Here is a 25,056-nt window from a genome sequence, read left to right as displayed (position 1 = left end):
AATTATATGAAACTCCGTTCCTCAGCACAAGAATGGAAGCCAGATTGTTGAAAATGGCTCTAATAAGACATACCCAAGTGTGTGCCCCGTCACACCAGCTCCTGCCTCAATAACGTAATCTATAACTACATAAATACTGGATTGAAAGAATACCTGCTTTTTGGATTGTGAAAAACATCACTTAGTAAAGGTTGTGCACCTATGTTTTCCTTCATAAATGTATATAAATGGTCACTCGTATTCGCCATATTCACAGCAACTCTCTCTCACTGTAGTTCCACCGATACGATTAAACCTTTTCACAACGATGAAGTCTCCTACTCTGCGGCCAGTCAACCCCCGGTGGACCCGATCATTCGCAGAGAAGGTACTATGGTATATATTGAAATGACGGCCCAGGTTACAGATGTCGAAATCTCCGAAGGAGTGATCTACAACGCTTGGACATTTAATGGTACTGTTCCGGGACCCGTCCTGCGAGTGACCGAGGGAGATACGTTGGTGTTCACGTTAAAAAATAAAGATTCCAGCCTGCCTCACTCCATGGATTTCCACGCTGTACATGCTGCTCCCAGCAGCAAATTTATTGATGTTATGCCAGGTGAGGAAGGCACGTTCACCTATCCCACCTCCTCACCCGGTGTATTCATGTATCACTGTGGAACCAAACCGGTTCTTGCCCATATCGCAAACGGGATGTACGGCATGATTATTGTGGAGCCCAAAGCTGGATACCCTTCTGATCACTTGATTGATCGTGAGTATACCCTTGTTCAGAGTGAATGGTACAAAGAGCATGATTATGAAGCTTTTTTGAACGGAGAACCGGATTATGTCGTATTTAACGGCAATGATTATGGATTAGTCAAGCATCCCCTGTTAGCCAAAGTAGGAGATACGGTGCGGATCTATGTCAGTAATGCCGGACCCAATGAAGTCTCATCCTTCCATATTGTCGGTACCATTATGGACCGTGTGTATACCGATGGGAATCCACGCAACATCCAGTATGGAATACAGACGGTTATGCTTCCCGCAAGTGGTGGAGCTGTCGTAGAGTTCACCGTGACCGAAGAAGGCGATTATGCGATTGTAACCCACCAGTTCAACCATGTAGCCAAAGGCGCTGCCGCTGTTCTGCGTGTGACCAAGGATGGTACTGATCATGGTGGACCCGCGATGTCTCACTGAGACATGACAATAGATAATGGCTATACCTATCCTGAACAATTCGAGGTGATTAAATGATGATCTGTACACACGAAGCGAAGGATGCCTGTTTCTCCAAAGTATCTCTGTTCCAGCATCTTGATCCAGCCGAAGCTGCATTGCTGACCTCCCTTCTGCATACCCGCAAATATAACAAAGGCGAAGTTGTCGTTCAGGAGGGCGAACGCTCAGATACGCTTTACGTGGTTCATCAGGGATGTGTAAAGTTATCCAAATACAATGAAAATGGCAAGGAACATATTATCCGGTTTCTGTTTCCCGGAGATTTCTTCGGACAAGATTCCCTGTTACACCAAAAACCACATGCCGCGAACGCCGAAGTTCTGGAGCCTTCGGCCATCTGCTCTATCAGCAAGCATGACTTTGACCAGTTAATGGAACATGATCCAAAGCTTGCTTATCATTTCCTGCTTGCCATTTCCAATCTTCTCCGTGAAACCGATGAATGGAACAGCTCGCTCAGTGCGATGACAACGGAACAGAAGATTGCCAAGTTGCTTTTGTATTTTCATACCCGAAATCATGCAAGGCATGAGATCCGTTTGCCTGTTTTCAAAAAAGATATGGCACTGTTGCTTGGTATCACCCCCGAAACACTTAGTCGTAAACTCGCCACGATGCAGACCCAGGGACTGCTTCAGGTTACAGGGAACTGCATCCTTATTCTTCAACTGGAGCAGCTTAGGGAAATGGTTCCGTTCTGAACTAAAGATTATTTGCACTAACACCACGAGGGCAGAATGACCTTCCCATCAATGTTAACGTGTGAATGATTAGTTCAGCTTATATAGCTTTGGGACAAGTATTATATTTCACATTGGATGTGAGTATCGTCACAGTGAAGCTTAGCGTTACAGTATACAGTTAAGAAAAGATTTACAGGAGGTTTATACGATGAATACGGTTGTTAAATTGGACAAACAGATCATTATGCACAAAATGCAGGAGCTATGTTCACTGCTATTACAAGATGAAGGCTACAAAGAGATGCGGGACATGATTGATCAGTTTGCAGCAGATGAGCAAGCCACAGCCCAGTATGAGCGTTTTATGGAAAAACACCAGGCACTGGAGGAGAAAGAACGACAGAACATTGAATTGCTTGCATCTGAAATCCAGGTGTATGAAGAGGAAGAACGTGCACTCTATAATCATCCCCTCATTCGTCGGTTTATCTATGCTCAGCGGGAATTCAGCCAGCTGCACCAGCAGATCAGTCACTACTTCACGAAATCCGTGGAATTGAACCGCCTGCCCGAAGCCAATGAACTAGGTAAGGAAGCTTGCGGGTGCGGAGGAAGCTGTTCCGGCAACCATTAATATCATCCTTTTGGTTAAATAATCAAAAAGAGTATCCGATCAGAAATCACTCTGTTCAGATACTCTTTTTATATAAAGTGATTGGAAGCTTGTTCTGTCCTCTATAGATCCAACAACAGCGATACGAGCAATCCCATGGATGCAATCAAACCCACAACAGGTCCGCCCTCTTCGAAAGCCTCCGGCATCATGGTAGAGCAAATCATAGCAATGATTCCGCCACCTGCAAATGCACCAATTGCTGCCCCCATCTCCTCTGGAAGCTGTTCCAGAAACAGATATCCACCCAAAGCCGCAAGCGCGGAGATCAATAGTACACTCAGCCACATTAATATAATTTTGCCACGACTGTACTTGCCCTGCAGTCCAACCGTACTGGAAAGACCTTCAGGAATGTTGCTGACAAAGATCGATACCACCAGCACCACACTGACACCGTTGCCAGCCAGCAAGCTGGCTCCAAGCATGATGGATTCCGGGATAGCGTCCATTACCGTGCCTGCAAAGATACCCAGGCCGCTTTGATTCGAGTCTCCTGACCTTCCCGAGCGTTTGCGCCCTGCCCCTCCCTTTGCAGAAACGAGCAAGTCAAACAGCGTATATACGACGGCACCCGCCGTAAATCCAATGGCTGTAGGGATAATCCCTCCATCATTCAGCGCATCTCCGAGTAGTTCAAAGGTAGCTGCCCCGATTAATGTACCTGTCCCAAAAGCCATAATCCAGCCAATGACTCGTTTGGGAATCTTCAGAAACAATGCTGCGAGTGCGCCTATGACAACCGCTGAGGCAGAGATGCCGCCCCACATGAATGCAGTCCACATCTGGGCCGACCCCTCTCAAGTTCAATTATGTTCTATCATTCCATTAACCTTGGCTGACGAATCAAAAACATTCCTGCGACGTTGTGACCTATATCACCTGCTGTGTTCAATAATCACGCTATGATGAAATGATGCGGATTACAACAGAATGGACCAGAGCAAGAACTGCACGGCTCCAATAATTTCGATAATTCCCACCTTCATAGGGCGCAGTGTTTTGCCTGCATATATGAAGGTGCGCCCAGCGGAATAGACATACGCCAAAGACATCCATGGATACCCGATCACCATCGGTATAATGATTAGAAGGATATGTACCAGGCGAGTTAGCATCAGCCAACCCTTATTCGTTCGCTCTCGAAAGACCGATTTCACAAAGAACGTACTTCCTGTAAAATGTAAGAAAGAAAACAGAACTACGATCGCCATGCCATAGTCCCAGTGCCCGCCTCCAATGAGATAGGCAGCTGCGCCTCCAAGAGAGAACATTAGCATGGCACACAAGTCATTGGTAAGCGAGCGTTCTACTTTGTTTCTCACATGCCAGATGTTCACAAGCAACAGTCCGCCCAGTACAGGGCCGAAGAATAACAGCGTGGACTCACCAAGAATGGGTGGAATAAGACAGATTAGAGCCACTGTACCGTAGATTGCAGCCCATTTGTACAGACGATGTTGATTGGCATTTCTTTTCAGGGACTGCAACAAGGGATACGCGGTTAGATATAGTCCAAGCCAGGCTACAAATAAGGGCACATGCAGCCAATGCGGTCCACTTGCAATCACACCTACCAGAAAAGGCACACTAACCATGGCCCAACCGCCATGTTCATGAGGGATAACGATTGTATTGGTTTTCACTTCACAGTTAACCTCCTAGGATTGAATGATGTCAAAGTTCAGAAATATGAAAACAGAGAGGAAAGATTCTCATGAGCAGGGTAAACAAAGATTCAGCAGCGGAGTTTCTACAACAGTTCCCCATCTTCCAGGACCTTAGCCCTGAGGAATTAAAGCAGGTCGAAGATATCGCCATATCTAGAAGCATTCACAAGAAAACGGTCATTTTTAGCGAAGGTAGTGAAAAAGAAGCTGTTTTTTTCATCCGTACGGGCATTGTAAAAGCTTACAAAACGGATGAGAACGGGCATGAACAGATTGTCTCTTTCCTCAAAACAGGAGATATGTTCCCGCACACCGGCTTTTTTAACGCACACCCCTATCCGGCTACCGCTGAAGCGATTACCCCTACTGAACTACTGGCCATACCTGTCCGATTGTTCGAACGATTAATGCTGGGCACTCCATCGATTGCGATCAAAATCATGCGTGTACTCGGAGACAAAATACGAGAATTACAGGATAAATTGCAAGTACTCTCTGGTCAGGATGTGCGCAACCGTGTGCTTTCTTTCCTCTTAATGCTTGCAGAGCAACACGGACAGACGGTCGGAGACCAGATTATCATCAACCTGCCCATGACACATCAGGAGTTCGCCAACTCCATCGGAACAACAAGGGAGACAGCAAACCGACTTCTAAACCAGCTTACGAAAGAGCACTTGCTCGAAGTGGATCGCAGCCGAATTATCATTCTTGATTTACAAGCATTGAAACAACAAAAGGATGCATGATCATCAAGCTCCACTAGGGTTACCCCAATTCCTTACACCAATCTCTGTGTGCAAAAAGAGACCTTAACGCCTGCAATCGATGTTAAGGTCTCTTGCTGTATGCACAATTACCGATACATGTATCAGGCGATTGTGAGCTCTGGCTTGCCCATGTCACTGAACATGCCCGCATAATATTTGACTTCGCCTGCTTCATTACGGATTGCCGTAATACTTAGCCATTCCTGATAGATGTCTCCATTTTTCTTCCGATTCCAGATCTCTCCTTGCCAATATCCTTTTTCACGTAATTCCAGCCATAATTGGTCATAGAAACGTTTATCCTGCTTACCGGATTTCAGCAGACTTGGCTTCTGTCCAACCGCCTCTTCAGCACTATAACCAGTGACCGCAGTAAAGGCCGGGTTCACGGATGTAATCACACTGTTCGTATCTGTGATCAGAATGGCCTCAATGGTACTCTCCAGAATGCTGGCAGATAACTGAAGCTTCTCCTGGTAGAACATCCAGATCACAAGTACAAGACTGACCAACGCAATCTGAGACAAAGCCATGAAACCAATGGCATAATGACCCGTCATGCTGTACAACAAAGTCAACATCAACGGAGGGAAGAATCCACCCAGTCCCCCCATAGCGGAGATCATTCCATTCGCTACACCTGGTTGTTTGACGAAATACATTGGCACTAATTTGAAAATGGTTCCGTTACCTGTCCCTGCGCATAATGCCACAGTCAGACATCCAATCGTATAGATATAGAATGATGGCGCGAAGGATAATACAATCGCTGCAATCGTTAATCCGCCGAACACAAACATTAATATTTTGAACGGATTAAATCGATCTCCAAGCCAGCCTCCAATAGGTCGCATGATGGTAGCAACGAGAATAAATCCCGCTGTACGAATACCTGCATCGACTTTGTCCATCTGGAAATGACTGACTAAGAAATTTGGCAAATATACCGTAAATGCCACGAACGAACCAAATGTCAGAAAATAGAACAAACAGAGCAACCATAGTTTATTGTTGCGTGATATGGCCTTCAGCTGCTGCATAAGTGGAACATTAACACGTGTTTCCTTTTTGTCTCCCAGAGCAAAATTCAGCGCTGCCATTCCTAGTAGCAGAATACTGTAGAGCAGAACCGTCGTAGACCATCCCATACGATCAGCGATCAGCGGGGCTCCAAATGCAGACAGTGCTGTACCCAGGTTACCAATTCCGTAGATCCCGTTAACAAACCCATGTCTCTCTTTCGGATAGTATTTGGGCAGTGAAGTTACACCGACGGAGAAGACAGCTCCACCAATACCGAGGAACAGTCCACCAATCACCAGATCACTGAACGATGTCGCACGGCTAATCCACCATACAGGAGCCAGCAACAGGACAAAGCTAATCATGAAAATATTACGTGCTCCATATCGATTCGTCCAATAACCAATTGGAATGCGGGCAATCGATCCGATCAATACGGGAATTGCTGTTGCCCATGCAAGCTGGGAAGATGTAAGCGCAATATCCTCTTTAATAAATGGCATCAGAGATGACAGGATAACCCATACCATGAAACCAAGAACCAGACTTGCGGTTTGCAAGGGCAGTTGAACCTTTCCTTTATGTTGCATTTACATCGCCCTTTCCTTTTTTTGTTCCTGATTCGGATACACAGCTCCATCTCTTCTGCGATACAACACATAACTGCGTTTCAGATAACCCAGTGGCATACTTAACATGTGAACCAGACGAGTAAATGGAAACACGCAGTACAGTACAAAGGTAAGCAGAATGTGTACTTTGAAATTCAGCGGTACCGTCTGCATCAGAACCGGATCAGGCTGGAATACGATCAGACCGCGCAACCATGGATTAATCGTTGTTCGATAGTCGAAACCTGTGTGATTCACCGCATTGGCCGAGGTCGCTAGTATCCCGGTGACAACGACAATGATCAACATGACAAGGGCCAGCCAGTCCCCGATGCTGCTTGTTGCCCGCACCCGGCGAACAACATAACGGCGAACCAGTAGAATGACTGCACCTGCAAATGCAATGATCCCCGCAGGCAGTCCTCCTGCGATAGCCATCAAGTGATATCCTTCATCACTGAGGCCGATCCAGCGATAGAACTCTACCGGAACAAGCAAACCGGCAATATGTCCACAGATTACGGCGAATATTCCGATGTGAAAGAGTAAGCTGCCCCATTTTAACATGCGTTTCTCCAACATCTCACTGGACTTGGACGTCCAACTGAAGGGATTCGTCACATATCTCCAGATCGTTGCCGTAATACAGAAAACAATGACCATATAGGGAAGAGCGCCCCATAACAACAGTTCCAGTGTACTCACCGATTCCCCCTCCTCATCTGAGCCGCGATCTGCATAAGATCTTCAGGTTGTTGGTTAACTGCTTCTTCTTGTTTGGGTACATCAGGAGCTGGGGGCTCAGGAATGACCTGTAACATCAGACTGAGCAATGGTCCATATGGGCTGTTCTGTCCGGTAATGCTCTCGGTCATCGTGACCAGAGCTTTATAGCAGCTGGAGAGCACACCCAAGGCATCTTCCTCAGGAGCCTCAGCCACAAATTCAAGCACCATAGGCAGATAATCCGGCAACTCACTTACTTCCATATAAAATCCTGCAGCTTCATATCTGCGTTTCAATTCAATCAGAGCCGGGCCCCGATCCCGCTCATCGCCATGAAGAACATACGTGAGATAGAGGTTACACTTTTTATCAAAATCGAATGTACGAACATAGGCATCCTGCCACTCAATCGAGCTTACTGCCTGTGCTTCATCTACAAATGTCAGCAAGATCTGGTTCACCGTCTCATCGGAAATGGACTGTATAGCTTCCTTCACTCCCTGCAGCCCTTCTCTCCACACTGTATCGGGATATTGCAACAGATAGGAGATCAGTTTACAGACCATTCTTCTTGTATTCGTATCGTAAACCAGAGCCTGACCTGTTCCTTCATTGAGTTCGATCGTCATCGTTGTCGTTGTCTCCTCTCCCATCAGAATACTCCGCAAGAACCTGGCCCCCCTGCAAAATCAAGTCCGCAGTTGCCCTGTTCGCTGAAGAGATCTTCCACTTCCTCACGGTGAGCTGGCGGGATGACAAAACGGTCATTGTATTTCGCAATAGCGAGCAGTCGGTACATGTCCTCCACTTCCTGAGCATCCATGCCTACTCTTTCCAGTAATTCCGATTCACTGGTCTTGCCCGTCTGCTGGTTACGCATGTGAATGCGCATAACTGCCATTTTTCGCAGTACTTCACGGATTCGATCCGTATCTCCTGCCGTAAGCAGATTGGCCAAATATTCCACTGGAATACGCATGTTATCAATCGCCGGGAAAATATCATTGGCCTCCAGCGAACTTCCCTGTCCCTCTACCCGATTGGTAATCGGGCTAAGCGGTGGAATGTACCATACCATTGGCATGGTGCGGTATTCTGGGTGAAGCGGGAGCGCAATTTTCCAGTCAATAACCATTTTATAAATAGGGGACTGTTGCGCTGCAATAATCCAATCCTCTGGAATTCCGGCCTCGCGCGCTTCGCGAATCACCTCAGGGTCATTCGGATCAAGGAAAATATCCATCTGGGATTCATAGAGATCCTGATCATTTTCAACCGAAGCAGCGGCTTCAACACGGTCTGCATCATACAGCATCAGGCCGATATAACGGATACGTCCCACACAGGTTTCGGAACAGATCGTTGGTAGACCCGCTTCAATCCGTGGGAAACAAAGAGTACATTTCTCGGCTTTGTTTGTCTGCCAGTTGAAATAGACTTTTTTGTAAGGACAGCTCGACACACAGAATCTCCATGCGCGGCATGCATTTTGGTCGACCAGTACAATGCCGTCTTCTTCCCGTTTGTACATCGCTCCGGAAGGACAGGAGGATACACAGGCCGGGTTGAGACAGTGTTCACAGATCCGTGGCAGGTACATCATAAATACCTGTTCAAAATCCATTTTGATTGAGGCTTCGACACCCTTCATATTGGGATCTTCCATCCCCGTTACATGGGCACCTGCCAGATCGTCTTCCCAGTTCGGACCCCACTCCAGATTCATATATTCACCCGTAATCTGGGATTTCGGTCTTGCTACAGGCTGATGTTTTTTCTCCGGACTGTTCGTCAGTTTCTCATACTCGTATGTCCATGGCTCGTAATAATCATCAATGGTAGGCTGATCCGGATTATGGAAAATGTTAAGCAAGCGTCTTGCCCTTGTGCCGGACTTCAATTCCAGTTTGCCATTCTTCATCTCCCAGCCACCGCGATAACGCTCCTGGTCCTCCCATTGTTTTGGATAACCGACCCCTGGCTTGGTCTCCACATTGTTCCAGTACATATATTCTGCACCTGGACGATTAGTCCAGGTGTTTTTGCACGTTACACTACATGTATGGCACCCTATGCATTTGTCCAGATTCATGACCATACTGACTTGTGCTTTAATCTTCAAGCCAATCCACCTCCTGCAGTTTTCTTATGATGACATTGAGGTCACGCTGGTTACCTGTCGGGCCATAGTAGTTGAAGCCATAACTTAACTGGGCATAACCACCGATCATATGTGTTGGCTTCACATGAATACGTGTCGGACTGTTATGTGTACCCCCACGTGTCTGTGATATTTTGGTACCCGGAACGTTAATGTGACGGTCCTGAGCATGATACATGAATGCCATGCCGCGAGGAATACGGTGTGTTACTACGGCTCTGGCAACGACTACCCCGTTACGGTTGAAACATTCGATCCAGTCGTTGTCGACCAGTCCGGCTTCTTCTGCATCTTCGTAGTTCATCCAGATTGTTGGGCCACCTCGGAACAACGTCAGCATCGGCAGCGCATCATAGTACATACTGTGGATTGACCACTTGTTATGCGGTGTCAGGTAATTCAGGACAATTTCTTTGCCACCTTCGATCGGACGTTTGCTGTTCGGATGGAACGGCGTATGCTTCAACACAGGTTTAAATGTCGCTAATGTCTCTCCGAACTCACGGAGCATCGCATGATCAATATAGAACTGCTGTCTGCCGGTCAATGTACGCCATGGAATCAGGCGCTCCACATTGGTGGTGAATGGCGAATATCGGCGTCCGCCTTTTTCAGATCCGCTGAATGCAGGCGAGGTAATGACCGTTTTCGGTTTGGAAGTGATCTCGTCAAATGTAAAACATTCCTCAGACCGTTCCTCAGCCAAATCTTTCAGATGTAATGCCGTTTTCTGTTCCAGCGCTTCCCACGCACGTACGGCCATCTTGCCATTCGTTGTACTGGACAAGGTCAGAATGGCCTCCGCAACATTGCGGTCGGTGCTCAGATCCGGACATCCTTGTCCAACGCCATCTTTACGGTGCACGCCCAGAATACCCTTGAGTTTTTCATACTCTTCACTAGCAGACCAGGATATGCCTTTGGTACCGATTGGTTTATCCTTCACCACAGGTCCTAGACTGATCATTTTGTTATATACGGCAGCATAGTCACGTTCCACGACCTGAATATGTGGCATCGTTTTACCCGGGATTGCTTCACATTCTCCCGCACTCCAGTCTTTGATCTCTCCGTACGGTTGAGCAAGCTCATCCGGTGAATCATGCAAGAGCGGTGTAGCAATGATCTCCTTCTGCGACCCATCGAATTGCTGCGCAGCCATCTCGGAGAATACACGTGCGATTTCCTTGAAGGTATCCCAGTCGGAACGGGATTCCCACTGCGCGGCTACCGCCGGATTGAATGGATGAACGAACGGATGCATATCCGTACTGCTCAGATCGCTTTTCTCATACCAGGTCGCTGCTGGCAGCACAATATCGGAATACATCGCTGTTCCTGCCATACGGAAATCCATATTGATCATCAGATCAAGCTTGCCTTCCGGTGCCTCATCCACCCACTCCACATGTTCTGGGCGCAATCCATGATCGTCATCGTTCAACAATCCGTTCGTAGCACCGAGTAGATGCTTGAGGAAATACTCATGTCCTTTGCCAGAACTTGAGATCAGATTTGCTCTCCAGACAAATAGCACACGTGGGAAGTTCGCCGGATCATCCGGTTGCTCGATCGAGAACTTCAGATTTTTGTTCTGTAACTCGGAAGCAACATAAGCACCAATCTCTTCCTTCGTCGTTGCTCCGGCCTGCAATGCATCCTGATGCAGATCAATCGAGTTGCGATTGAATTGTGGATAGGATGGAAGCCAGCCCATACGAGCAGCCATCACATTATAATCGGCTACATGCTGGAACCGGGGTTCACCTTCAAGCGCCGAAGTCAACTCTTCGACTTGGGTCTCCTCGTATCTCCATTGATCTGTTGCAAAGTAGAAGAAGGATGTTCCGTTCTGCAGACGTGCAGGTCCGGTCCAGTCACGAGCAAAGGCAATCGTTTGCCAGCCTTCAGCCGGACGCAATTTTTCTTGACCGACATAATGGGCCCAGCCTCCACCATTCACACCCTGACAGCCAGTCATCAGAATTAGGTTAATTATTGCGCGATAGATAACGTCGGAGTTGTACCAGTGATTAATACCTGCTCCCATGATGATCATGGACCGACCTTGGGTATCGATGGCATTCTGTGCAAACTCACGGGCAATCTGCGTAACCGTTTCTTGATCTACACCGGTAATTTTCTCTTGCCATGCAGGGGTAAACGGTTTTTCCTGCGGTTCATGCAAGATGTCGTCTCCACGGTTAATACGTACACTCAACTGTTCTCCATTAGTGACAACTTCTGTTGAATCCGCAGAGCGGGTCATTTCTCGTTCGACTCCGTACTTCGCAAGCACAAGATCATATACGGCTGTGACCATGATCCATCGATCCTCAAGCCATATTCGACGTACAGGAATCTGACGTTGCATGATATGTTTACCTTCGTCATCAAAGTAGGGCAGTTGAATGGTGACGAGGTCGTGGTGAACACCGAGCAAGGATAATCTTGGATCAATCGGCTCACCGTTCTCTACGTGTTCCATTTTGAGATTCCATGTGCCTTCTTCGCCCCAACGGAAGCCCAAACTTCCTTTTGGCATGGCATAGGTTCCACTGTTTTCATCATATACAAGCGTTTTCCAAGCCATATTATTGCCTGTGATGCCCAGATCTTCCCCAACGAGAAATCTGCCTGCTGTGTGTACGCCATCTTTTTCTTCTACAATCAGCAGATTTGGAAAATCAGTATACTGTTTGGCATATTGCATGAAATAGTCCGTAGGTTTTTCAATGTAAAACTCTTTTAGAATGACATGGCCCATAGCCATCGCCAGAGCGCCGTCCGTCCCTTGTTTTACCGACATCCACGTATCTGCGAATTTCACATACTCCGCATAGTCCGGGCTGATGGATACCACTTTTGTTCCCCGATAACGTGCTTCAGCCAGGAAGTGGGCATCCGGTGTCCGCGTCATTGGCAGATTCGAGCCCCATACCAGAATGTATCCCGAGTTGTACCAGTCACTGCTCTCCGGTACGTCCGTTTGATCACCCCAGATCTGAGGTGAAGCCGGTGGTAGATCCGCATACCAGTCGTAGAAACTGAGCAATGGTGATCCCATCAAGGATAAGAACCGTGATCCTGCTGCATAACTGACCATCGACATGGCAGGAATCGGTGAGAAACCAATAATTCGGTCGGGTCCGTATTCTTTGATCGTATGAATCAAAGAAGCTGCAATAATCTGTGTAACTTCTCCCCAAGACGCACGAACCAATCCACCTTTACCACGTACGGATTTATATCTTTTTACTTTTGCAGGATCATCCGCAATGCTGGACCACGCTTGGACCGGGTCACCATGTGTCTGAAGTGCATCACGCCACATATCCAGCAGCGCACCACGTACGTAGGGATGTTTGACACGCAGTGGACTGTACAAATACCATGAAAAGCTCGCTCCACGCGGGCATCCCCGTGGTTCAAATTCCGGCATATCCGGTCCAGTTGAAGGATAATCGGTTGCCTGCGTTTCCCAGGTCACAATGCCATCCTTTACATAGATCTGCCAGCTGCATGATCCGGTACAATTGACTCCGTGTGTGGAACGTACCACTTTGTCATGCTGCCAGCGGCGGCGATAGACATCTTCCCAGTCCCGATTAACCGGGGACATTTCACTCCAGCCCTCCGCACTTTTTTCACGTTTGGCAAAATATTTGAGTTTGCCCATCCAGGGCATGCTTTTGTTACTCATTGTTGTCCTCCCACAAATGTGACCTGTTAATGCAAGTCTGAATCTTGAACTGCGGTTGCTAACCTCCGATTTGCGACATATTTCGCAACGTTGGCGTGCCGTCGATCTGTTGCCCGTTTAAGGCTTTTACCATGTCATGGGTTTCGGGTTTGGCTCCGAGTGCCTTGTAAAATAAGCCCTGAACCGCCTTGTCATCACCTACGAGTGGACGAACATTGAACTCATCCGACCAGTAGAGACAAGGTTTGATATTTCCGTCTGCCGTCAGCCTGAGTCGATTGCAATTTCCGCAGAAATGACTGCTGACCGGATGGATCAGACCAAAGGTTCCAGCAGCTCCCTTTATGCGGTAACTATCTGCGGGACCATTGCCGTAAACTTCACCACAGCTTTCGTAGTTCCATGATGCTCCGCATGTTTCCAGCACATGTTCGAGTGGTAGATATCCTGATCTCCAGCCATCACCACTGTCACCTATAGGCATGTACTCGATAAAACGAATATGAATGGGTTCATCCCGGGTCATCCTCAGAAAGTCTTCCACTTCATCGTCGTTCACGCCTTTCATCAGCACCACGTTCAGCTTGATCGGATGAAATCCAGCCTTTTGACTGGCTTTAATGCCATCCAGCACACGCTGCACCTTGCCGCCCCGGGTAATGCTTGCGAATCGTTCTGGCTTCAAAGAATCCAGGCTTATGTTCACCCGTGTTAGCCCCGCAGCCTTCAGCAGATCCGCATAGGCTGCCAAATAGATGCCATTGGTTGTCAATGCGATATCTTCAATTCCTGGAATGGCGGACAACATGGCAATCAGTTGATCCAGACCCTTGCGAACAAGAGGCTCCCCTCCAGTTAAACGCAATTTCCTAATGCCTAATGGAGCAAGCGCCTTAACGATGGACGTGATTTCTTCATAGGACAGGATTCGTTCTGTCGGTTCAAACTGCATTCCTTCCTCCGGCATACAATACACACAGCGGAGATTACAGCGATCCGTAACCGAAATTCTTAAGTAATCATGTATTCTTCCAAATGGGTCCATTAATTTCGATTCCATACACGTACCTCCCTTCTCTAGGGTGCTGTCTTCACATCAGCCGAAGGAGGGAACATACTTCCTCTCATCGAGTGTCATCTTGACGCTAAATATAAGGATGTCTCGTTCGCTCAACTGTGCAAAATATCACAAGAAGTGAAACATAGCGCACAAGTGCACATCTATATATGCTCCGTAACCCTTTTCCAAACAGGATTGTGGTCCAAATAAGGCAAAATTATGGCAAAAGGAAATGTGTGAGCAGGCTCACAAAGACCCCTCTTCACATTTTCTATAATCAAATTGCAACACCACACTATCCCTATTTGGAGGAATGACACATGAACACATATGCAGCAACTATTAATGCCACGGAGTATCCACCGCATTTGAAACATAAAATTATCTTCGAAACTTTTGATCAGCTGCAACCGCAGGAATCCATGCTGCTTATTAATGATCACGATCCAAAACCGCTACGATTCCAGTTCCAATCCACACATCCTGACGGCTTCAACTGGGAGTACATTGAACAGGGGCCTACAACGTTCCAGGTCAAAATCAGCAAATTATAGATTGGAGCTGAAGCGCTATGGCGCACGTTGATATTATTGATGACACTACACTTCGCATCACGCTGCGGCTGGAAGATGCCACAACCATGATTCAAATGGCACAGCGTGAGCAAGTGGAATATGCACAAGAGATCATTACCATTTATGAAAAAATGCCTGTGTTCGAATATACTCATTTCTGTTTTTACGCCTATGATAGTGCGAGACTTTTTGAGCGTGTGCTCGGAATGGATCCCAAAGCATATCTGTCCTTCTCCCTCGATGCGCCGGAGTCATTCTTCTATGCTCTGTATGGTGGTATGGTCGCCCTGTATGAATCATCTCTACAGTTGGTACAGCAGGCGGATGTAGCTGGTGCAGGATTGGATGTGAACGCACATGTCTCCATCTGAAGTCCATATTGTTGAATTGGATGTGCGTTCTCATCTGAGTAAAAAGCTGGAGCCGTTTCAGTTGATCATGGACACGGTCAAAGGCCTTCAACATGAAGATGTATTTGTACTACACGCTCCATTCAAACCAACGCCTCTGCTCGGTATTCTCAAAATGAAAGGGTACTCCAATTCATCAGAACGCAAGAGTTCAGATCACTGGGTCACCACATTTGTGCACAAAAAAAATAAAACCAGTGCAGATACCATATCTGCAGCGGTTTTATCCGGTACGCCCCCAAAGACTGAACTGGATTCGGTTTCAGGTGATACCTCATTTTCCTGCGAGGGCCGTCCAGAAGAAATTATTGTGGAAGCTGAGTTCAATCCATCTTCTCAGGCTCCAACCGTCGTACTTGATAACCGGGGATTAGAACCACCTCAGCCGATGATGCGAACGCTTGCGGCACTGGAGCGTTGCAAGCCCGGGGATGTCGTGTTGATTCATAATGACCGTGTGCCTGTATTCTTGATTGAGGAACTTAACAATCTGGGTTGTCTCTACACAGTTGCAGATCAGGCGGATGGTACAGCCAAAGTGAGAATTGAAAAAGGGTAAGGAGGCGAAAGCCATGTCCAGGTTGCCGTTTCTTTTTATCATCACGGGCATCTTTGGATTTGTAATGTATCACGCATTCTCCCTGCTCTCGCTGACAGGCTGGCTTGGTGATGAACTCAGAGGACCCGAAGGCTGGTTTCATGCCCATCTGTTTGTGCTCGGGTGGGCAACCATGCTGGCTATGGGTGCCGTTTATCAGTTGATACATGTTATTTTGCAATCCAATATCTACAGTCTGTTTCTCGGTTATTGTCATTATTTCTTGTTCAGTATTGGAATCGTGGGTATCTTATACGGCTTCATTCATGCAGATGTCATCTGGATTGCCGTTTCTGCTACACTCGCGCTTTCTGGCATTCTGTTGTTCGGATGGAATATGGCCGTTACCCTCTTCCGTGCCTCACAGTGGAATCCGGTAACGATCAGCGCAGCTTGTTCCTGTCTTTATCTGGTTCTTACCGGGCTGTCCGGTATGCTAATGGGTCTGAATTTTGCCTTTGGTGATTGGAATAGTCTGCATGAACGCTTATTCGGCGCACATATCTGGATGGGAACACTTGGCTGGTTTGGCATGTTAATTACCGGCTTCAGTTACAAAATGCTTCCCATGTTCTACTTATCCCACGATTATTCCATTCGACTGCAAAAAGTGGTCCTGGTTCTGTGGAATGCAGCTGTAGTTACAGGTGTTGTCGCATTTCTGACAGGTATTAAGGGAAGTCTGCTCTGGCTCGCGCTCCTACTTCTAACCGCAGCCCTTCTCTTCTATGTGTATCACTTGGAGCAAATTCAGGAGAAACGGCACAAAAGTAACCCAGGTCCGGGCATCCGCTGGTCTGTGTATGTAAGCCGTGCGTTGGCTGTATATGCTGTTGCCCTACTGATCTATTCCTCGCAAGGGACTGAACTACTGCTCCACCCACGTGTTGTTCTGCTGTCTGGATGGGTATATCTCGGGGGCTGGGTGTCTCTCACCATACTTGGTTATGCCTCCAAAATCGTGCCCTTTCTATGGTGGACCCACAAATATGGCAAGCAGGCAGGCAGACCCGGAACACCGCTGATGGCAGGTATGCTAAGTGAACGGTATGTCAATTGGGGTATGCTCGCCATGGTCGCTGGAAGCCTTTTGCTTGTCAGTGGAATTCTGATTAATCTGGCAGAGGTCATGATGGTTGGAGGGACGATTTTGTCTCTTGTCTCCATCGTTTATATAACAAATATTGCTTTGGTATTCAGACGTTAATGTTAATAAAATGGACTGGAGAGTGAACATGATGGAACAAACCACGCATTTGCTGGAATGTCTCAAGGAAGTATATGACCCTGAATTAGGTGTCAATATCGTTGACTTGGGTCTGGTGTATGAAGTAAGGGAAGAGCCTGAACGGGTACATGTACGGATGACGCTGACTACACCAGGTTGCCCGCTGCACGATACAATTGTTGGTGCGGTGAAATGGGTTTTGCAGGAAAATACAAATAAGACTGATATTGATGTTCAAGTCGTGTGGGAGCCACAGTGGTCTCCACAGCTGATGTCGAATGAAGCCAAAGAAATGCTGGGGTACTTCTAGGCACTATGACTATAGACCGGATGCATGAACAAATTGCTGCCGGAATACGAAAAAGCGTACTTAAATCTGATGTTCTCAGACCCAGGTATGCTTTTTGTTTTTCGAAGGAAGCCACACTTGGTCAATGTATTCTTGAATAAAAAATAAATAAGGAAACTCCAGAATAGAGTTTCCCTTATATTAGTGCCGATCAGTGAATCATTCTATCAATTCCTTGATATTAGATCTTAGATGTCCTTTGCATACGATGCTGCTGGAACTTTATTTAATACCACGAACAAACGAACCTCCTGATCTCCTGTATTATGGAATGCGAACTCCACCTCACCGCCACAATGGATCACATCCTCTTGTTTCACCTCTTGTTCCTTTCCATCCAAAATAAGAGTGCCTGTGCCTTCGACAACCAGCAAAATAACGTCTGTGCCCGGATGTTTATGAACGGGAAGCTGCTGACCTGGCAGAAAATGAAGTACAAAGGTCACTCCATCACCCTGTTGGAATAAAATCCGTTTTGTGAAACGGTCCTCGCTGAATGTTTTGACTTCTTGCAATGACGTAATACTCATGATTAATCTTCCTCCTCGATAATATAATCTGTGAATACATTCATCTTATCGCAAGAAAACCCGCATTTCCTTGATCTGAATCAAGGAATGCAGGCAATGAACAGATCATGGTCGGTCCCTATGACCGTTTGTTTCTAAGATAGTTACACCATCATTTTGCGCAGAGAAGATACATATCTGGAACGAATAACAAAGAAATAAAACGTCTGTGCAAGTACAAAGGCACCAAATACAGTCAACAGCGGCATCGTATAATTGGTAATACCGAATTCAGTAAGAAATGGCTTAACCACGACCAAAGTTTCAATGATAGCTACTCCGATCGGTAAAAAGAACAGAATAGCAATCTGAACGGTGGATGATCGTTTCATCTCCTGGAAACTGAGACCCATTTTCGAAAGAGAATGCACCATCTTTCCATCCGCTTCAAGATCGGTATGCAGTCTGAAATACAGAAAGCTTGCGGAAGAGATCGAGAAGATTAATCCGATAAATATGCCCAAGAAGGTAAATAGTGCTGTCCCCTGTCTGAATCTTTCAAAATCACCGTACCGCGTACTCAGATATCCAGAGTGGTTATCCGTTGAAGCGTTGCTACTCCGAATGGAATCCGCGGAGAATAGAAGCTGATCGCTAACCATGGCTTCCGAGGAGTGGCGGTCAGGTACAGCATGACCCCATGCAGGAATCTGATACAGATATTTAGCAGATATCATATTCTCTTTGATCTGTTGGGCAATCTCTTCATACTTCTCATCCGGTAGGACAACTACACCTGTAGCATAGAGTAGGGTTCCAAACTGTGGATCGATATCTGTATCCGTAACCCGAGCTTCCAGTGGGCTCGCATTCAGACTCAACGTCAACTTGTCTCCCTTCGCAAAATTACGAAATCTGTTGCGCTCGATCTGACCCTGATCCTTCTCATTGCGGGTATCCACAAATAAGGCAGATCCGGCATCCAATTGGAACATCTTTTTCCCTTGTGTCAGATTGTATTGGTTGTAGTGACTAAGCGGCATAACCGAGACAGCACTCTGATCTGCAGCGGACCAGAAATATTCCAGATATATCTGTTGATAATCCAAGCCTGCAGCTTCAAGCATCGAATCAATAGCGCTCATATCCAATTGCTCTGCTGGTCTGAAAACATTGTATTGAATTGGAAAATCATTGTTTGTAAACTGCTCCCGGTTCTCTTGATCCAGTGACAAAATCACAACTGCACTCATCGAAGCAATCGCAATCACTACCGTCACCATAAAGAGCATCCGAGCATTATCCTTCATTTTGTAACTCATCTCTGAGATCCATAACAGACGAGTACCATGCCATACCGTTTTACGATTACGCTTCAATACCCGTATAATGAGCACGGAAAGTTGTGAGTAGAAAAAATACGTCCCTGCGATGCCTGTCACTGCTGCGAGCAAGATCGTACCGCCACTCAATTTACTGCGGAGTGCTACAAATCCAATTGTAAGTAATGTCAGGCCCAGAAGTGAGAAGAACCACGAAGCTTTGGGTTCTTTTTTAGGTTTGCTGGTCCCCGTCAAAAGTTCTAACGTCCGTTTGTTTCCGATAAATACCAATGTGAAAAGTGAAATGCAGAAAAATAATAACAGAAAGGCCCCGATCGTAATCAGAATCGCTTTCACCGGAAAATAAAAGGACAGATCATCCATCCCGATAAAACGAGTGGTTAACATCAGGAACAGCTTGGACAACAACATGCCTCCGCCGATACCGGCAATAATGGACAGACAGCCGATCAACATATTTTCCAATATGACCAATTTCCGAATCTGTCCAGGCTCCGCACCAAGTATGGTCAGAATGCCAAACTCCTTGTTCCGTGATTTGAGAAAAGCACTGATGGAATACATAACAAAGAAAAATGCAAACACATACACGATAATCGAAGCGATCTGCATCCCCGTAGCGGTAGTGTCACCCATTGGCAACTCTGCCACATATGGATGATAGATAAATACTGCATAAGCGAAAAATATCATGACCATAAACACACTGCTAAGAAAAAAAGCAATATACGCTCGCCCATTGCGGCGAATGTTATTAAACGCGAACTGAGGAAAGCTCATGTGAATTCCCTCCCCAGAAGGATAAAGTATCAATGATCCGCTGGAAGAACGTCTGCCGATTATCTCCGCGGTGTACCTCCGCTGCCAGTTTCCCGTCCTTGATAAATACGATTCGATTGCAATAACTTGCAGCAAGGGGATCGTGTGTCACCAGCATAATGGTCGTTTTCTCCTGCTGATTAATCTGTTCAAGCGACTCCATGACAGCCTGAGATGAAGTGGAATCCAATGCACCAGTGGGTTCATCCGCCAATACAATCGAAGGCATATTGATCATGGATCTCGCAATGGCTGTGCGCTGTCGCTGTCCACCCGAGATTTCGTACACTCGTTTATCCAGAATATGATCAATCCCAAGCTTGGCTGTAATACGATGTAGTCTACTCTCCATCTCCTTCAGTTTGACCTTGTCCAGCGTCAATGGAAGTACAATATTCTCGGCAACCGTCAGCGTGTCCAACAGATTGAAATCCTGAAAGACAAACCCGAGTTCCCGACGCCGGAACATGGCAAGTTCTTTCTTTTTCATATCAAACGGGTTCATGCCATTAATTAGCACCTTGCCTGAGCTGGGTTCATCAATGGTAGAGACCATGTTTAACAATGTGGTTTTGCCACTGCCGGACGGGCCCATAATACCCACAAACTCACCTTGTTTGATTGTCAGATGAATATCACTAAGGGCTTGAGTCTGCACTTTGCCCTGATATACTTTGTTCAGTCCCGATACTTGTAACATTTCCATACATAATTCCCTCCTGATCCATCATTCTTTATACGTTAATTCTATTCTTATCCTAACTGACCTCCCCTAACGGTGCTATCGAATTACCTTAAACTTCCCTTACAGTACGTTTAAGGTTCTGTTCCCCTGCCTCCATAACTTGTTGTATCTATAAAAAAAACACCTCACCCATGGCTGTGGGCAAAGCGCTCTTTATTGCGGATATTTCGAATGAAGCCAGCTAAATCTGACCAACGTTCCCTTATTCAGCTCCGAAAACAACTCTACCCGGTTATCCAGACGTGCACTGATCTCACGAACCAGATATAACCCCATCCCTGTGGATTCGTGGTATTGCCTGCCACGTTCACCTGTAAAATAGGGATTGAACACACGATGAATATCCTCGGACGAGATGCCGATTCCCTCATCCTGAATGTCCAGGATTGTACGCTCTTCCTGTTTATAGCCGGTAATGATCACTTTTTTGCCTGATTTGCTATCGGAATAGTTCACGGCATTGGTCAAAATCTGGGTGAACATGAACCGTAGCCACTTGGAATCACTGTATATCTGAAGGTCGCCCTCCATCCGGATATCCGGCGTAATGCCTCTGCGAATAAACAAACGCCGGTTCTCTGCAATGCTACTCCGAAGCACCTCATGCAGAGACAGCAGCTCTACACGAAAATCCCCTTCGAACTGTTCAAGCCGTGATGAATGCAAGACCATCTCAAGTCCTTTGCGCATTTTATCCAGCTCATCCTGAATACTGCCAGCCGTCTCATCGTCCACATCTTCCAAGGTCAGTTGGATGATGGACAAGGGCGTCTTCATCTGATGAACCCAGCGATTCATGAATACCACCTGCTGATCCTTGCTAGTACGTAATTGACCCATCTCGTTCTGCCGATTACGCTCCAGTTCATGTAACAATTCCTGGATGGCTTCCGCCACGACCGAATTTCCAAGCGTTTGGAAAGGCTCGTTTACCAGTTTACGTGGTTGTTCAAGTAGACGATAATACGCTCGTAGCTGGAGGTAACGTATGACCAGATAGATCAACAGCACAACAGTACTGATCAGCATGCCATAAAGGACAATCTTCATCGGACGGCCCTCACCAGAGAGCCAGTAGACACACGGAACCAGCAGCATCTGTAACACATAAATTCCGACTAACAACAGGTGGTCTTTCAGGAAAAGTCTCATTTCCCTTTTCCCTGTGCGGATGAATCCAGATCCAATACACGATAACCCGCTCCGCGAACCGTCTCCAAAATCTCTTCTGCACCCAGCTCCTTCAACTTTCGGCGAACACGTGTAATATAGACATTCAACGTATTATCATCGATAAAATGCTGATCTTCCCACATTTGCTCTAACAATTTTTCTCGGCTGACAACTCGGCCTGCCTTTGCCATTAGTGCTTCCACCAGTATCGCTTCCTTCTGTGTCAGCTCTATTGAACGTTGATCATATTCCAGTACAAATCGCTCAGGATAGAGGATCATGGGACCATTCGTAACTGTTACTTCCTGCTGAACAGCAGCGTAAGAACCATAGGCTCGGCGCAGCTGACTACGGACTTTGGCAAGAACGACTTCATATTGAAAGGGTTTTGTAATATAATCATCCGCTCCATGTTCCAACGCCATAATCTGATCCATGCCACTATCCCGAGCGGATATGAATAGAATGGGACATATGGAATGTGTACGTATCTGCCTGCACCAGTAGTACCCATCATATTGAGGCAAATTCACATCCATCAGCACAAGATCCGGTTCCATCTTCACGAATTCTTCCAATACATGACGAAAATCTTCTGTGACCTGTACCTGGAATCCATTTCGGGTCAGATAAGCCGCCAGCAATCCTGCTAGCTTGGCATCATCTTCAACCAACAATATCGACTGCATCGTTAACCCTCTTTCCGTTTCCTGACGTCAGTGTATCACATCTAGTTACCCATTCTAGTCGGAAACGGCTTGAAAATAAAGCTTTAGACCACGAGACGCCCTCTCTTCTCTGCCAAACCAATGATAGCTTCCACTCCTGAATTAAACTCAAGAAAGTCCTGCTCGACCCCATCGCTGAAAATAACACCATCCTCTGGCATCTGGGATACAATGTGCAGTGGTTGCTTCGAATGGATCTGTCCAAACACCAGATTGGCAGTTGTCGTTCGGCTCGGAAAAGGTTCACGTACTGAAAAATATAAGTACGGCGCATCCCAGTTAAAATGATTCAGCTCCTGCCTGCTTCCATGAATGGATGAGGATGCAACAGCAACCTCATCTTCAGAATTCATGTTCTGCCAAGCAGCGGACCCTACAATTCCGGTGGCTCCGGCCAGCACACTTTTGAACCAGCCTGTCGATCCCATGCCTGTGGATACAATGATGCCACTGGAAGATTGTTGTTCTGCGGATGAACCCAAACGCACTTCATAACGTGCCGATACATGCGTCTTCCGACCAATGAACAGATCATTCACACCATATAAATACTGTCCATCATTCAGTTCCACTTTGGCGAGAGTGACTTCTTTCAATGTTCGTTGCTTTCGAATGACATCAGGAACAATGAAGCTCAGATCTTCCACGGTAAAAGGTAATAACACGCCATCCCACCGCATCGGGTCCGGGTTCACACCTATTAGCGGCTGCTCGGTTACGTATTTGAGGGTATTGGCTACAAGCCCATCCTGTCCAACCACGACCACGATATCCTGCTCTCCAAAGATAAAATTAGGCACATGTTCCCGATCAACGGTCTGTACACGGCCCAATTGACCCAGTTGCTGCTGTGCCTGCTGCACAGATAACCGATAACGACGGTCTTCCTCCATATAATCACTGAAGTCTGCGCCCAGACGTTCAATATAAAACTGAGCTTGCTGCACCGTGTTATATCGAACCACCAACTCTTCCAGTCGGGTCCGACGCTTAACGAGAATGAGCTTGTATTCGCTCATTCGATCGTCCGGCGTAGCCTGATGACGTACTGATTTCCCTGCTTGCTCTGCCTCTCTTCTTCCTAATCTCATCGCCCTCTACCTCCCTGATCTCTGCCCGGCGCGGGAGACATCAATCCCTGCAACAGATCCGGCGAGATATTAAGCTGTCCGATCTTGCCTGCATTTTCGGCCAGTTCCTGGAATGCTAGTGCGATCAGCTTATCAGAATTCATGCCCATATTCGCCATTGCTTGCAGTACATTTGGTTGTACATTTTGCAATGAGTTCATCACGGCAGCAATCTCATACGCTTTGGCATCTGCCTCGGCATTGTGATTGGCAATGGTCAATTCAATCAGTTGCTGCTTGCGTTCCTCCATCGCTGTATTGAACTGAAGCTGCTCCTGCTCCATCTCGTTTTGTTTCTGTTTCACCGAGCGTTCTGCCTGCAATTGGGTCTCACGAATTTGCTGTTTCTTTGTCTCCACGGCAATTTCGGTGTTCAGTTCATTCTCCTTCACTCGTCTCTCCTGTTCAATCGATGCATTGCGACGCACATACAGCGCTTCATCTGCTTGACGTAAAATCTCTTCCCTCGCTTGTGCTTCCAATGCACGCATCGTCTCTTTATTGGGCAGAATGGCCAGGATGGATAGACTCATCAGCTCAACGCCCAGTTTCTCCAACTCTTCACTTTGCACAACTTCGCGTTTCATGCTGCTTGCCAGCCGTTCACTGGATTGAATGGCCTCCTTCAACGGCATTTTCTCCAGATATTTCTTGGTTAGTACTTTCGCTGTGGTGATTACCCGTTGGTCCAGTTTGCCGGGGTCGTCTGAAATATACCGATTCTTGCGCAAATTGTATGTGTAATTCAGGCTCTGTGTTATTTTCAAATAATCTACAATGCGATAACTTAGCTGTCCCTGCACAGTAACGGTCTGATAGTCCGCCGTAATCTCTTCGAACATAAAAGGTACATCCACCGAGGACACGGGTAGCACCACTACCGATGTGGTGGGCTCATAATAATAGAAGGACAATCCAACACCCTGACGTTTTACCTCACCATTTTTCACTTTCATTACATATTCACTGGGTTGAAACTTTGCAAATCGGAATCCAAACATGGCTCATTCCCCATTTCTTAATATTGTCGTTTTGATATTATCGAAATGATAACAAATGAATTCAATATTGTCAATACGACATTAACAAATGATTCATATGCCTATGTAGAGAAAGGGATGACTTCTGAACCTCTT

The 25,056-nt window shown here is 46.7% G+C and carries 24 protein-coding genes; 9 read left to right on the top strand and 15 right to left on the bottom strand.

Going from position 1 to position 25,056, the window contains the following annotated elements; translation table 11 throughout:
* Positions 1-201 precede the first annotated feature (201 nt).
* The 3 genes from IFU39_RS01555 to IFU39_RS01545 all read left to right on the top strand — a co-directional run bounded on the left by IFU39_RS01555 (position 202) and on the right by IFU39_RS01545 (position 2,550).
* Positions 202-1,191 carry a multicopper oxidase domain-containing protein gene (locus tag IFU39_RS01555; protein WP_192131043.1) on the top strand — a complete coding sequence of 330 codons (990 nt, stop codon included), beginning with the start codon at positions 202-204 and terminating at the stop codon, positions 1,189-1,191.
* 56 nt (positions 1,192-1,247) lie between these two features.
* Entirely contained in the window at positions 1,248-1,934 is a 687-nt protein-coding gene (locus tag IFU39_RS01550; RefSeq protein WP_181155469.1) for a Crp/Fnr family transcriptional regulator, read from the top strand.
* Between the two features lie 190 nt (positions 1,935-2,124).
* Positions 2,125-2,550 (top strand): YlbF family regulator, encoded by a 426-nt coding sequence (locus tag IFU39_RS01545; protein ID WP_192131042.1) that lies wholly within the window; start codon positions 2,125-2,127, stop codon positions 2,548-2,550.
* A 101-nt stretch (positions 2,551-2,651) separates the two neighbouring features.
* Here the strand turns inward: IFU39_RS01545 and IFU39_RS01540 are convergent, their stop codons facing one another.
* Both IFU39_RS01540 and IFU39_RS01535 read right to left on the bottom strand, forming a co-directional pair.
* Complete coding sequence (locus IFU39_RS01540; RefSeq protein WP_091017873.1) at positions 2,652-3,374, bottom strand: ZIP family metal transporter; 723 nt, start codon at positions 3,372-3,374, stop codon at positions 2,652-2,654.
* A gap of 138 nt (positions 3,375-3,512) precedes the next feature.
* The gene (locus IFU39_RS01535; RefSeq protein ID WP_105599322.1) at positions 3,513-4,235 is read right to left on the bottom strand and encodes a YwiC-like family protein; all 723 of its coding nucleotides are present in this window, start codon (positions 4,233-4,235) and stop codon (positions 3,513-3,515) included.
* Between the two features lie 71 nt (positions 4,236-4,306).
* Between IFU39_RS01535 and IFU39_RS01530 the strand changes: the two genes are divergently transcribed.
* Positions 4,307-5,008 carry a Crp/Fnr family transcriptional regulator gene (locus IFU39_RS01530; RefSeq protein WP_091017875.1) on the top strand — a complete coding sequence of 234 codons (702 nt, stop codon included), beginning with the start codon at positions 4,307-4,309 and terminating at the stop codon, positions 5,006-5,008.
* Between the two features lie 122 nt (positions 5,009-5,130).
* Here IFU39_RS01530 and IFU39_RS01525 read toward each other — a convergent pair whose 3' ends face one another.
* From IFU39_RS01525 to moaA, 6 genes are read right to left on the bottom strand one after another with little or no spacing between them, the layout of a single operon-like run.
* Positions 5,131-6,642: a nitrate/nitrite transporter gene (locus tag IFU39_RS01525; protein WP_105599323.1), complete on the bottom strand. Its 1,512-nt coding sequence runs from the start codon at positions 6,640-6,642 to the stop codon at positions 5,131-5,133.
* Positions 6,643-7,368 carry a respiratory nitrate reductase subunit gamma gene (gene narI, locus IFU39_RS01520; RefSeq protein WP_105599324.1) on the bottom strand — a complete coding sequence of 242 codons (726 nt, stop codon included), beginning with the start codon at positions 7,366-7,368 and terminating at the stop codon, positions 6,643-6,645.
* On the bottom strand, positions 7,365-8,057 hold the full coding sequence (narJ, locus tag IFU39_RS01515; protein WP_105599325.1) for a nitrate reductase molybdenum cofactor assembly chaperone: 693 nt from the start codon (positions 8,055-8,057) through the stop codon (positions 7,365-7,367). Before narJ ends, narI begins: the two co-directional genes overlap by 4 nt.
* The gene (narH, locus tag IFU39_RS01510; RefSeq protein WP_105599326.1) at positions 8,042-9,511 is read right to left on the bottom strand and encodes a nitrate reductase subunit beta; all 1,470 of its coding nucleotides are present in this window, start codon (positions 9,509-9,511) and stop codon (positions 8,042-8,044) included. Before narH ends, narJ begins: the two co-directional genes overlap by 16 nt.
* On the bottom strand, positions 9,501-13,253 hold the full coding sequence (locus IFU39_RS01505; protein WP_274599246.1) for a nitrate reductase subunit alpha: 3,753 nt from the start codon (positions 13,251-13,253) through the stop codon (positions 9,501-9,503). The genes narH and IFU39_RS01505 overlap by 11 nt, the downstream gene beginning before the upstream one ends.
* A 58-nt stretch (positions 13,254-13,311) precedes the next feature.
* A complete protein-coding gene (gene moaA / locus IFU39_RS01500; protein ID WP_091017887.1) occupies positions 13,312-14,313 on the bottom strand; it encodes a GTP 3',8-cyclase MoaA in 1,002 nt (333 codons plus the stop codon).
* 320 nt (positions 14,314-14,633) lie between these two features.
* Here moaA and IFU39_RS01495 point away from each other — a divergent pair, with 320 nt between their 5' ends.
* From IFU39_RS01495 to IFU39_RS01475, 5 genes are read left to right on the top strand one after another with little or no spacing between them, the layout of a single operon-like run.
* Positions 14,634-14,867, top strand: a complete 234-nt coding sequence (locus tag IFU39_RS01495) for a DUF2249 domain-containing protein (protein WP_105599327.1) — start codon at positions 14,634-14,636, stop codon at positions 14,865-14,867.
* 17 nt (positions 14,868-14,884) lie between these two features.
* Complete coding sequence (locus tag IFU39_RS01490) at positions 14,885-15,259, top strand: hypothetical protein (RefSeq protein ID WP_091017890.1); 375 nt, start codon at positions 14,885-14,887, stop codon at positions 15,257-15,259.
* Entirely contained in the window at positions 15,246-15,857 is a 612-nt protein-coding gene (locus IFU39_RS01485) for a DUF2249 domain-containing protein (protein WP_105599328.1), read from the top strand. Before IFU39_RS01490 ends, IFU39_RS01485 begins: the two co-directional genes overlap by 14 nt.
* A 13-nt stretch (positions 15,858-15,870) precedes the next feature.
* The gene (locus IFU39_RS01480; protein ID WP_105599329.1) at positions 15,871-17,103 is read left to right on the top strand and encodes a hypothetical protein; all 1,233 of its coding nucleotides are present in this window, start codon (positions 15,871-15,873) and stop codon (positions 17,101-17,103) included.
* 31 nt (positions 17,104-17,134) lie between these two features.
* Positions 17,135-17,434, top strand: coding sequence for a metal-sulfur cluster assembly factor (locus tag IFU39_RS01475; protein ID WP_036613395.1), 300 nt, complete (start codon positions 17,135-17,137; stop codon positions 17,432-17,434).
* Between the two features lie 227 nt (positions 17,435-17,661).
* On the opposite strand, the gene IFU39_RS01470 is transcribed toward IFU39_RS01475, so the two are convergent.
* The 7 genes from IFU39_RS01470 to IFU39_RS01440 form a co-directional block, all read right to left on the bottom strand.
* Positions 17,662-18,003, bottom strand: coding sequence for a cupin domain-containing protein (locus IFU39_RS01470; RefSeq protein WP_105599330.1), 342 nt, complete (start codon positions 18,001-18,003; stop codon positions 17,662-17,664).
* A gap of 143 nt (positions 18,004-18,146) precedes the next feature.
* Complete coding sequence (locus tag IFU39_RS01465; RefSeq protein ID WP_105599331.1) at positions 18,147-20,105, bottom strand: ABC transporter permease; 1,959 nt, start codon at positions 20,103-20,105, stop codon at positions 18,147-18,149.
* Entirely contained in the window at positions 20,080-20,850 is a 771-nt protein-coding gene (locus IFU39_RS01460; protein WP_017687815.1) for an ABC transporter ATP-binding protein, read from the bottom strand. Before IFU39_RS01460 ends, IFU39_RS01465 begins: the two co-directional genes overlap by 26 nt.
* A 192-nt stretch (positions 20,851-21,042) precedes the next feature.
* The gene (locus tag IFU39_RS01455) at positions 21,043-22,014 is read right to left on the bottom strand and encodes a sensor histidine kinase (protein WP_342345608.1); all 972 of its coding nucleotides are present in this window, start codon (positions 22,012-22,014) and stop codon (positions 21,043-21,045) included.
* 23 nt (positions 22,015-22,037) lie between these two features.
* Positions 22,038-22,751 carry a response regulator transcription factor gene (locus tag IFU39_RS01450; protein ID WP_105599333.1) on the bottom strand — a complete coding sequence of 238 codons (714 nt, stop codon included), beginning with the start codon at positions 22,749-22,751 and terminating at the stop codon, positions 22,038-22,040.
* An 83-nt stretch (positions 22,752-22,834) separates the two neighbouring features.
* Complete coding sequence (locus IFU39_RS01445; protein WP_192131940.1) at positions 22,835-23,809, bottom strand: sugar kinase; 975 nt, start codon at positions 23,807-23,809, stop codon at positions 22,835-22,837.
* A 68-nt stretch (positions 23,810-23,877) separates the two neighbouring features.
* On the bottom strand, positions 23,878-24,921 hold the full coding sequence (locus IFU39_RS01440; RefSeq protein WP_091017902.1) for an SPFH domain-containing protein: 1,044 nt from the start codon (positions 24,919-24,921) through the stop codon (positions 23,878-23,880).
* Between the last annotated feature and the right edge of the window lie 135 nt (positions 24,922-25,056).

Origin of the sequence: Paenibacillus sp. CFBP 13594 (assembly GCF_014842675.1) — a bacterium.
Taxonomy (GTDB): Bacteria; Bacillota; Bacilli; order Paenibacillales; family Paenibacillaceae; genus Paenibacillus; species Paenibacillus amylolyticus_B.
This window is presented reverse-complemented; position numbering and strand designations above follow the sequence as displayed.

Bases quoted from the DNA above. Each gene is read 5' to 3' on its own strand.
- IFU39_RS01470 (WP_105599330.1), bottom strand. From the start codon at position 18,003: ATGAGTATTACGTCATTGCAAGAAGTCAAAACATTCAGCGAGGACCGT.
- IFU39_RS01505 (WP_274599246.1), bottom strand. From the start codon at position 13,253: ATGAGTAACAAAAGCATGCCCTGGATGGGCAAACTCAAATATTTTGCC.
- IFU39_RS01540 (WP_091017873.1), bottom strand. From the start codon at position 3,374: ATGTGGACTGCATTCATGTGGGGCGGCATCTCTGCCTCAGCGGTTGTC.
- IFU39_RS01555 (WP_192131043.1), top strand. From the start codon at position 202: ATGTTTTCCTTCATAAATGTATATAAATGGTCACTCGTATTCGCCATA.
- IFU39_RS01460 (WP_017687815.1), bottom strand. From the start codon at position 20,850: ATGGAAATGTTACAAGTATCGGGACTGAACAAAGTATATCAGGGCAAA.
- IFU39_RS01495 (WP_105599327.1), top strand. From the start codon at position 14,634: ATGAACACATATGCAGCAACTATTAATGCCACGGAGTATCCACCGCAT.
- IFU39_RS01445 (WP_192131940.1), bottom strand. From the start codon at position 23,809: ATGAGCGAATACAAGCTCATTCTCGTTAAGCGTCGGACCCGACTGGAA.
- IFU39_RS01545 (WP_192131042.1), top strand. From the start codon at position 2,125: ATGAATACGGTTGTTAAATTGGACAAACAGATCATTATGCACAAAATG.
- IFU39_RS01490 (WP_091017890.1), top strand. From the start codon at position 14,885: ATGGCGCACGTTGATATTATTGATGACACTACACTTCGCATCACGCTG.
- IFU39_RS01485 (WP_105599328.1), top strand. From the start codon at position 15,246: ATGTCTCCATCTGAAGTCCATATTGTTGAATTGGATGTGCGTTCTCAT.
- IFU39_RS01465 (WP_105599331.1), bottom strand. From the start codon at position 20,105: ATGAGCTTTCCTCAGTTCGCGTTTAATAACATTCGCCGCAATGGGCGA.
- IFU39_RS01440 (WP_091017902.1), bottom strand. From the start codon at position 24,921: ATGTTTGGATTCCGATTTGCAAAGTTTCAACCCAGTGAATATGTAATG.
- moaA (WP_091017887.1), bottom strand. From the start codon at position 14,313: ATGGAATCGAAATTAATGGACCCATTTGGAAGAATACATGATTACTTA.
- IFU39_RS01530 (WP_091017875.1), top strand. From the start codon at position 4,307: ATGAGCAGGGTAAACAAAGATTCAGCAGCGGAGTTTCTACAACAGTTC.
- IFU39_RS01475 (WP_036613395.1), top strand. From the start codon at position 17,135: ATGGAACAAACCACGCATTTGCTGGAATGTCTCAAGGAAGTATATGAC.
- IFU39_RS01450 (WP_105599333.1), bottom strand. From the start codon at position 22,751: ATGCAGTCGATATTGTTGGTTGAAGATGATGCCAAGCTAGCAGGATTG.
- IFU39_RS01550 (WP_181155469.1), top strand. From the start codon at position 1,248: ATGATCTGTACACACGAAGCGAAGGATGCCTGTTTCTCCAAAGTATCT.
- IFU39_RS01525 (WP_105599323.1), bottom strand. From the start codon at position 6,642: ATGCAACATAAAGGAAAGGTTCAACTGCCCTTGCAAACCGCAAGTCTG.
- IFU39_RS01480 (WP_105599329.1), top strand. From the start codon at position 15,871: ATGTCCAGGTTGCCGTTTCTTTTTATCATCACGGGCATCTTTGGATTT.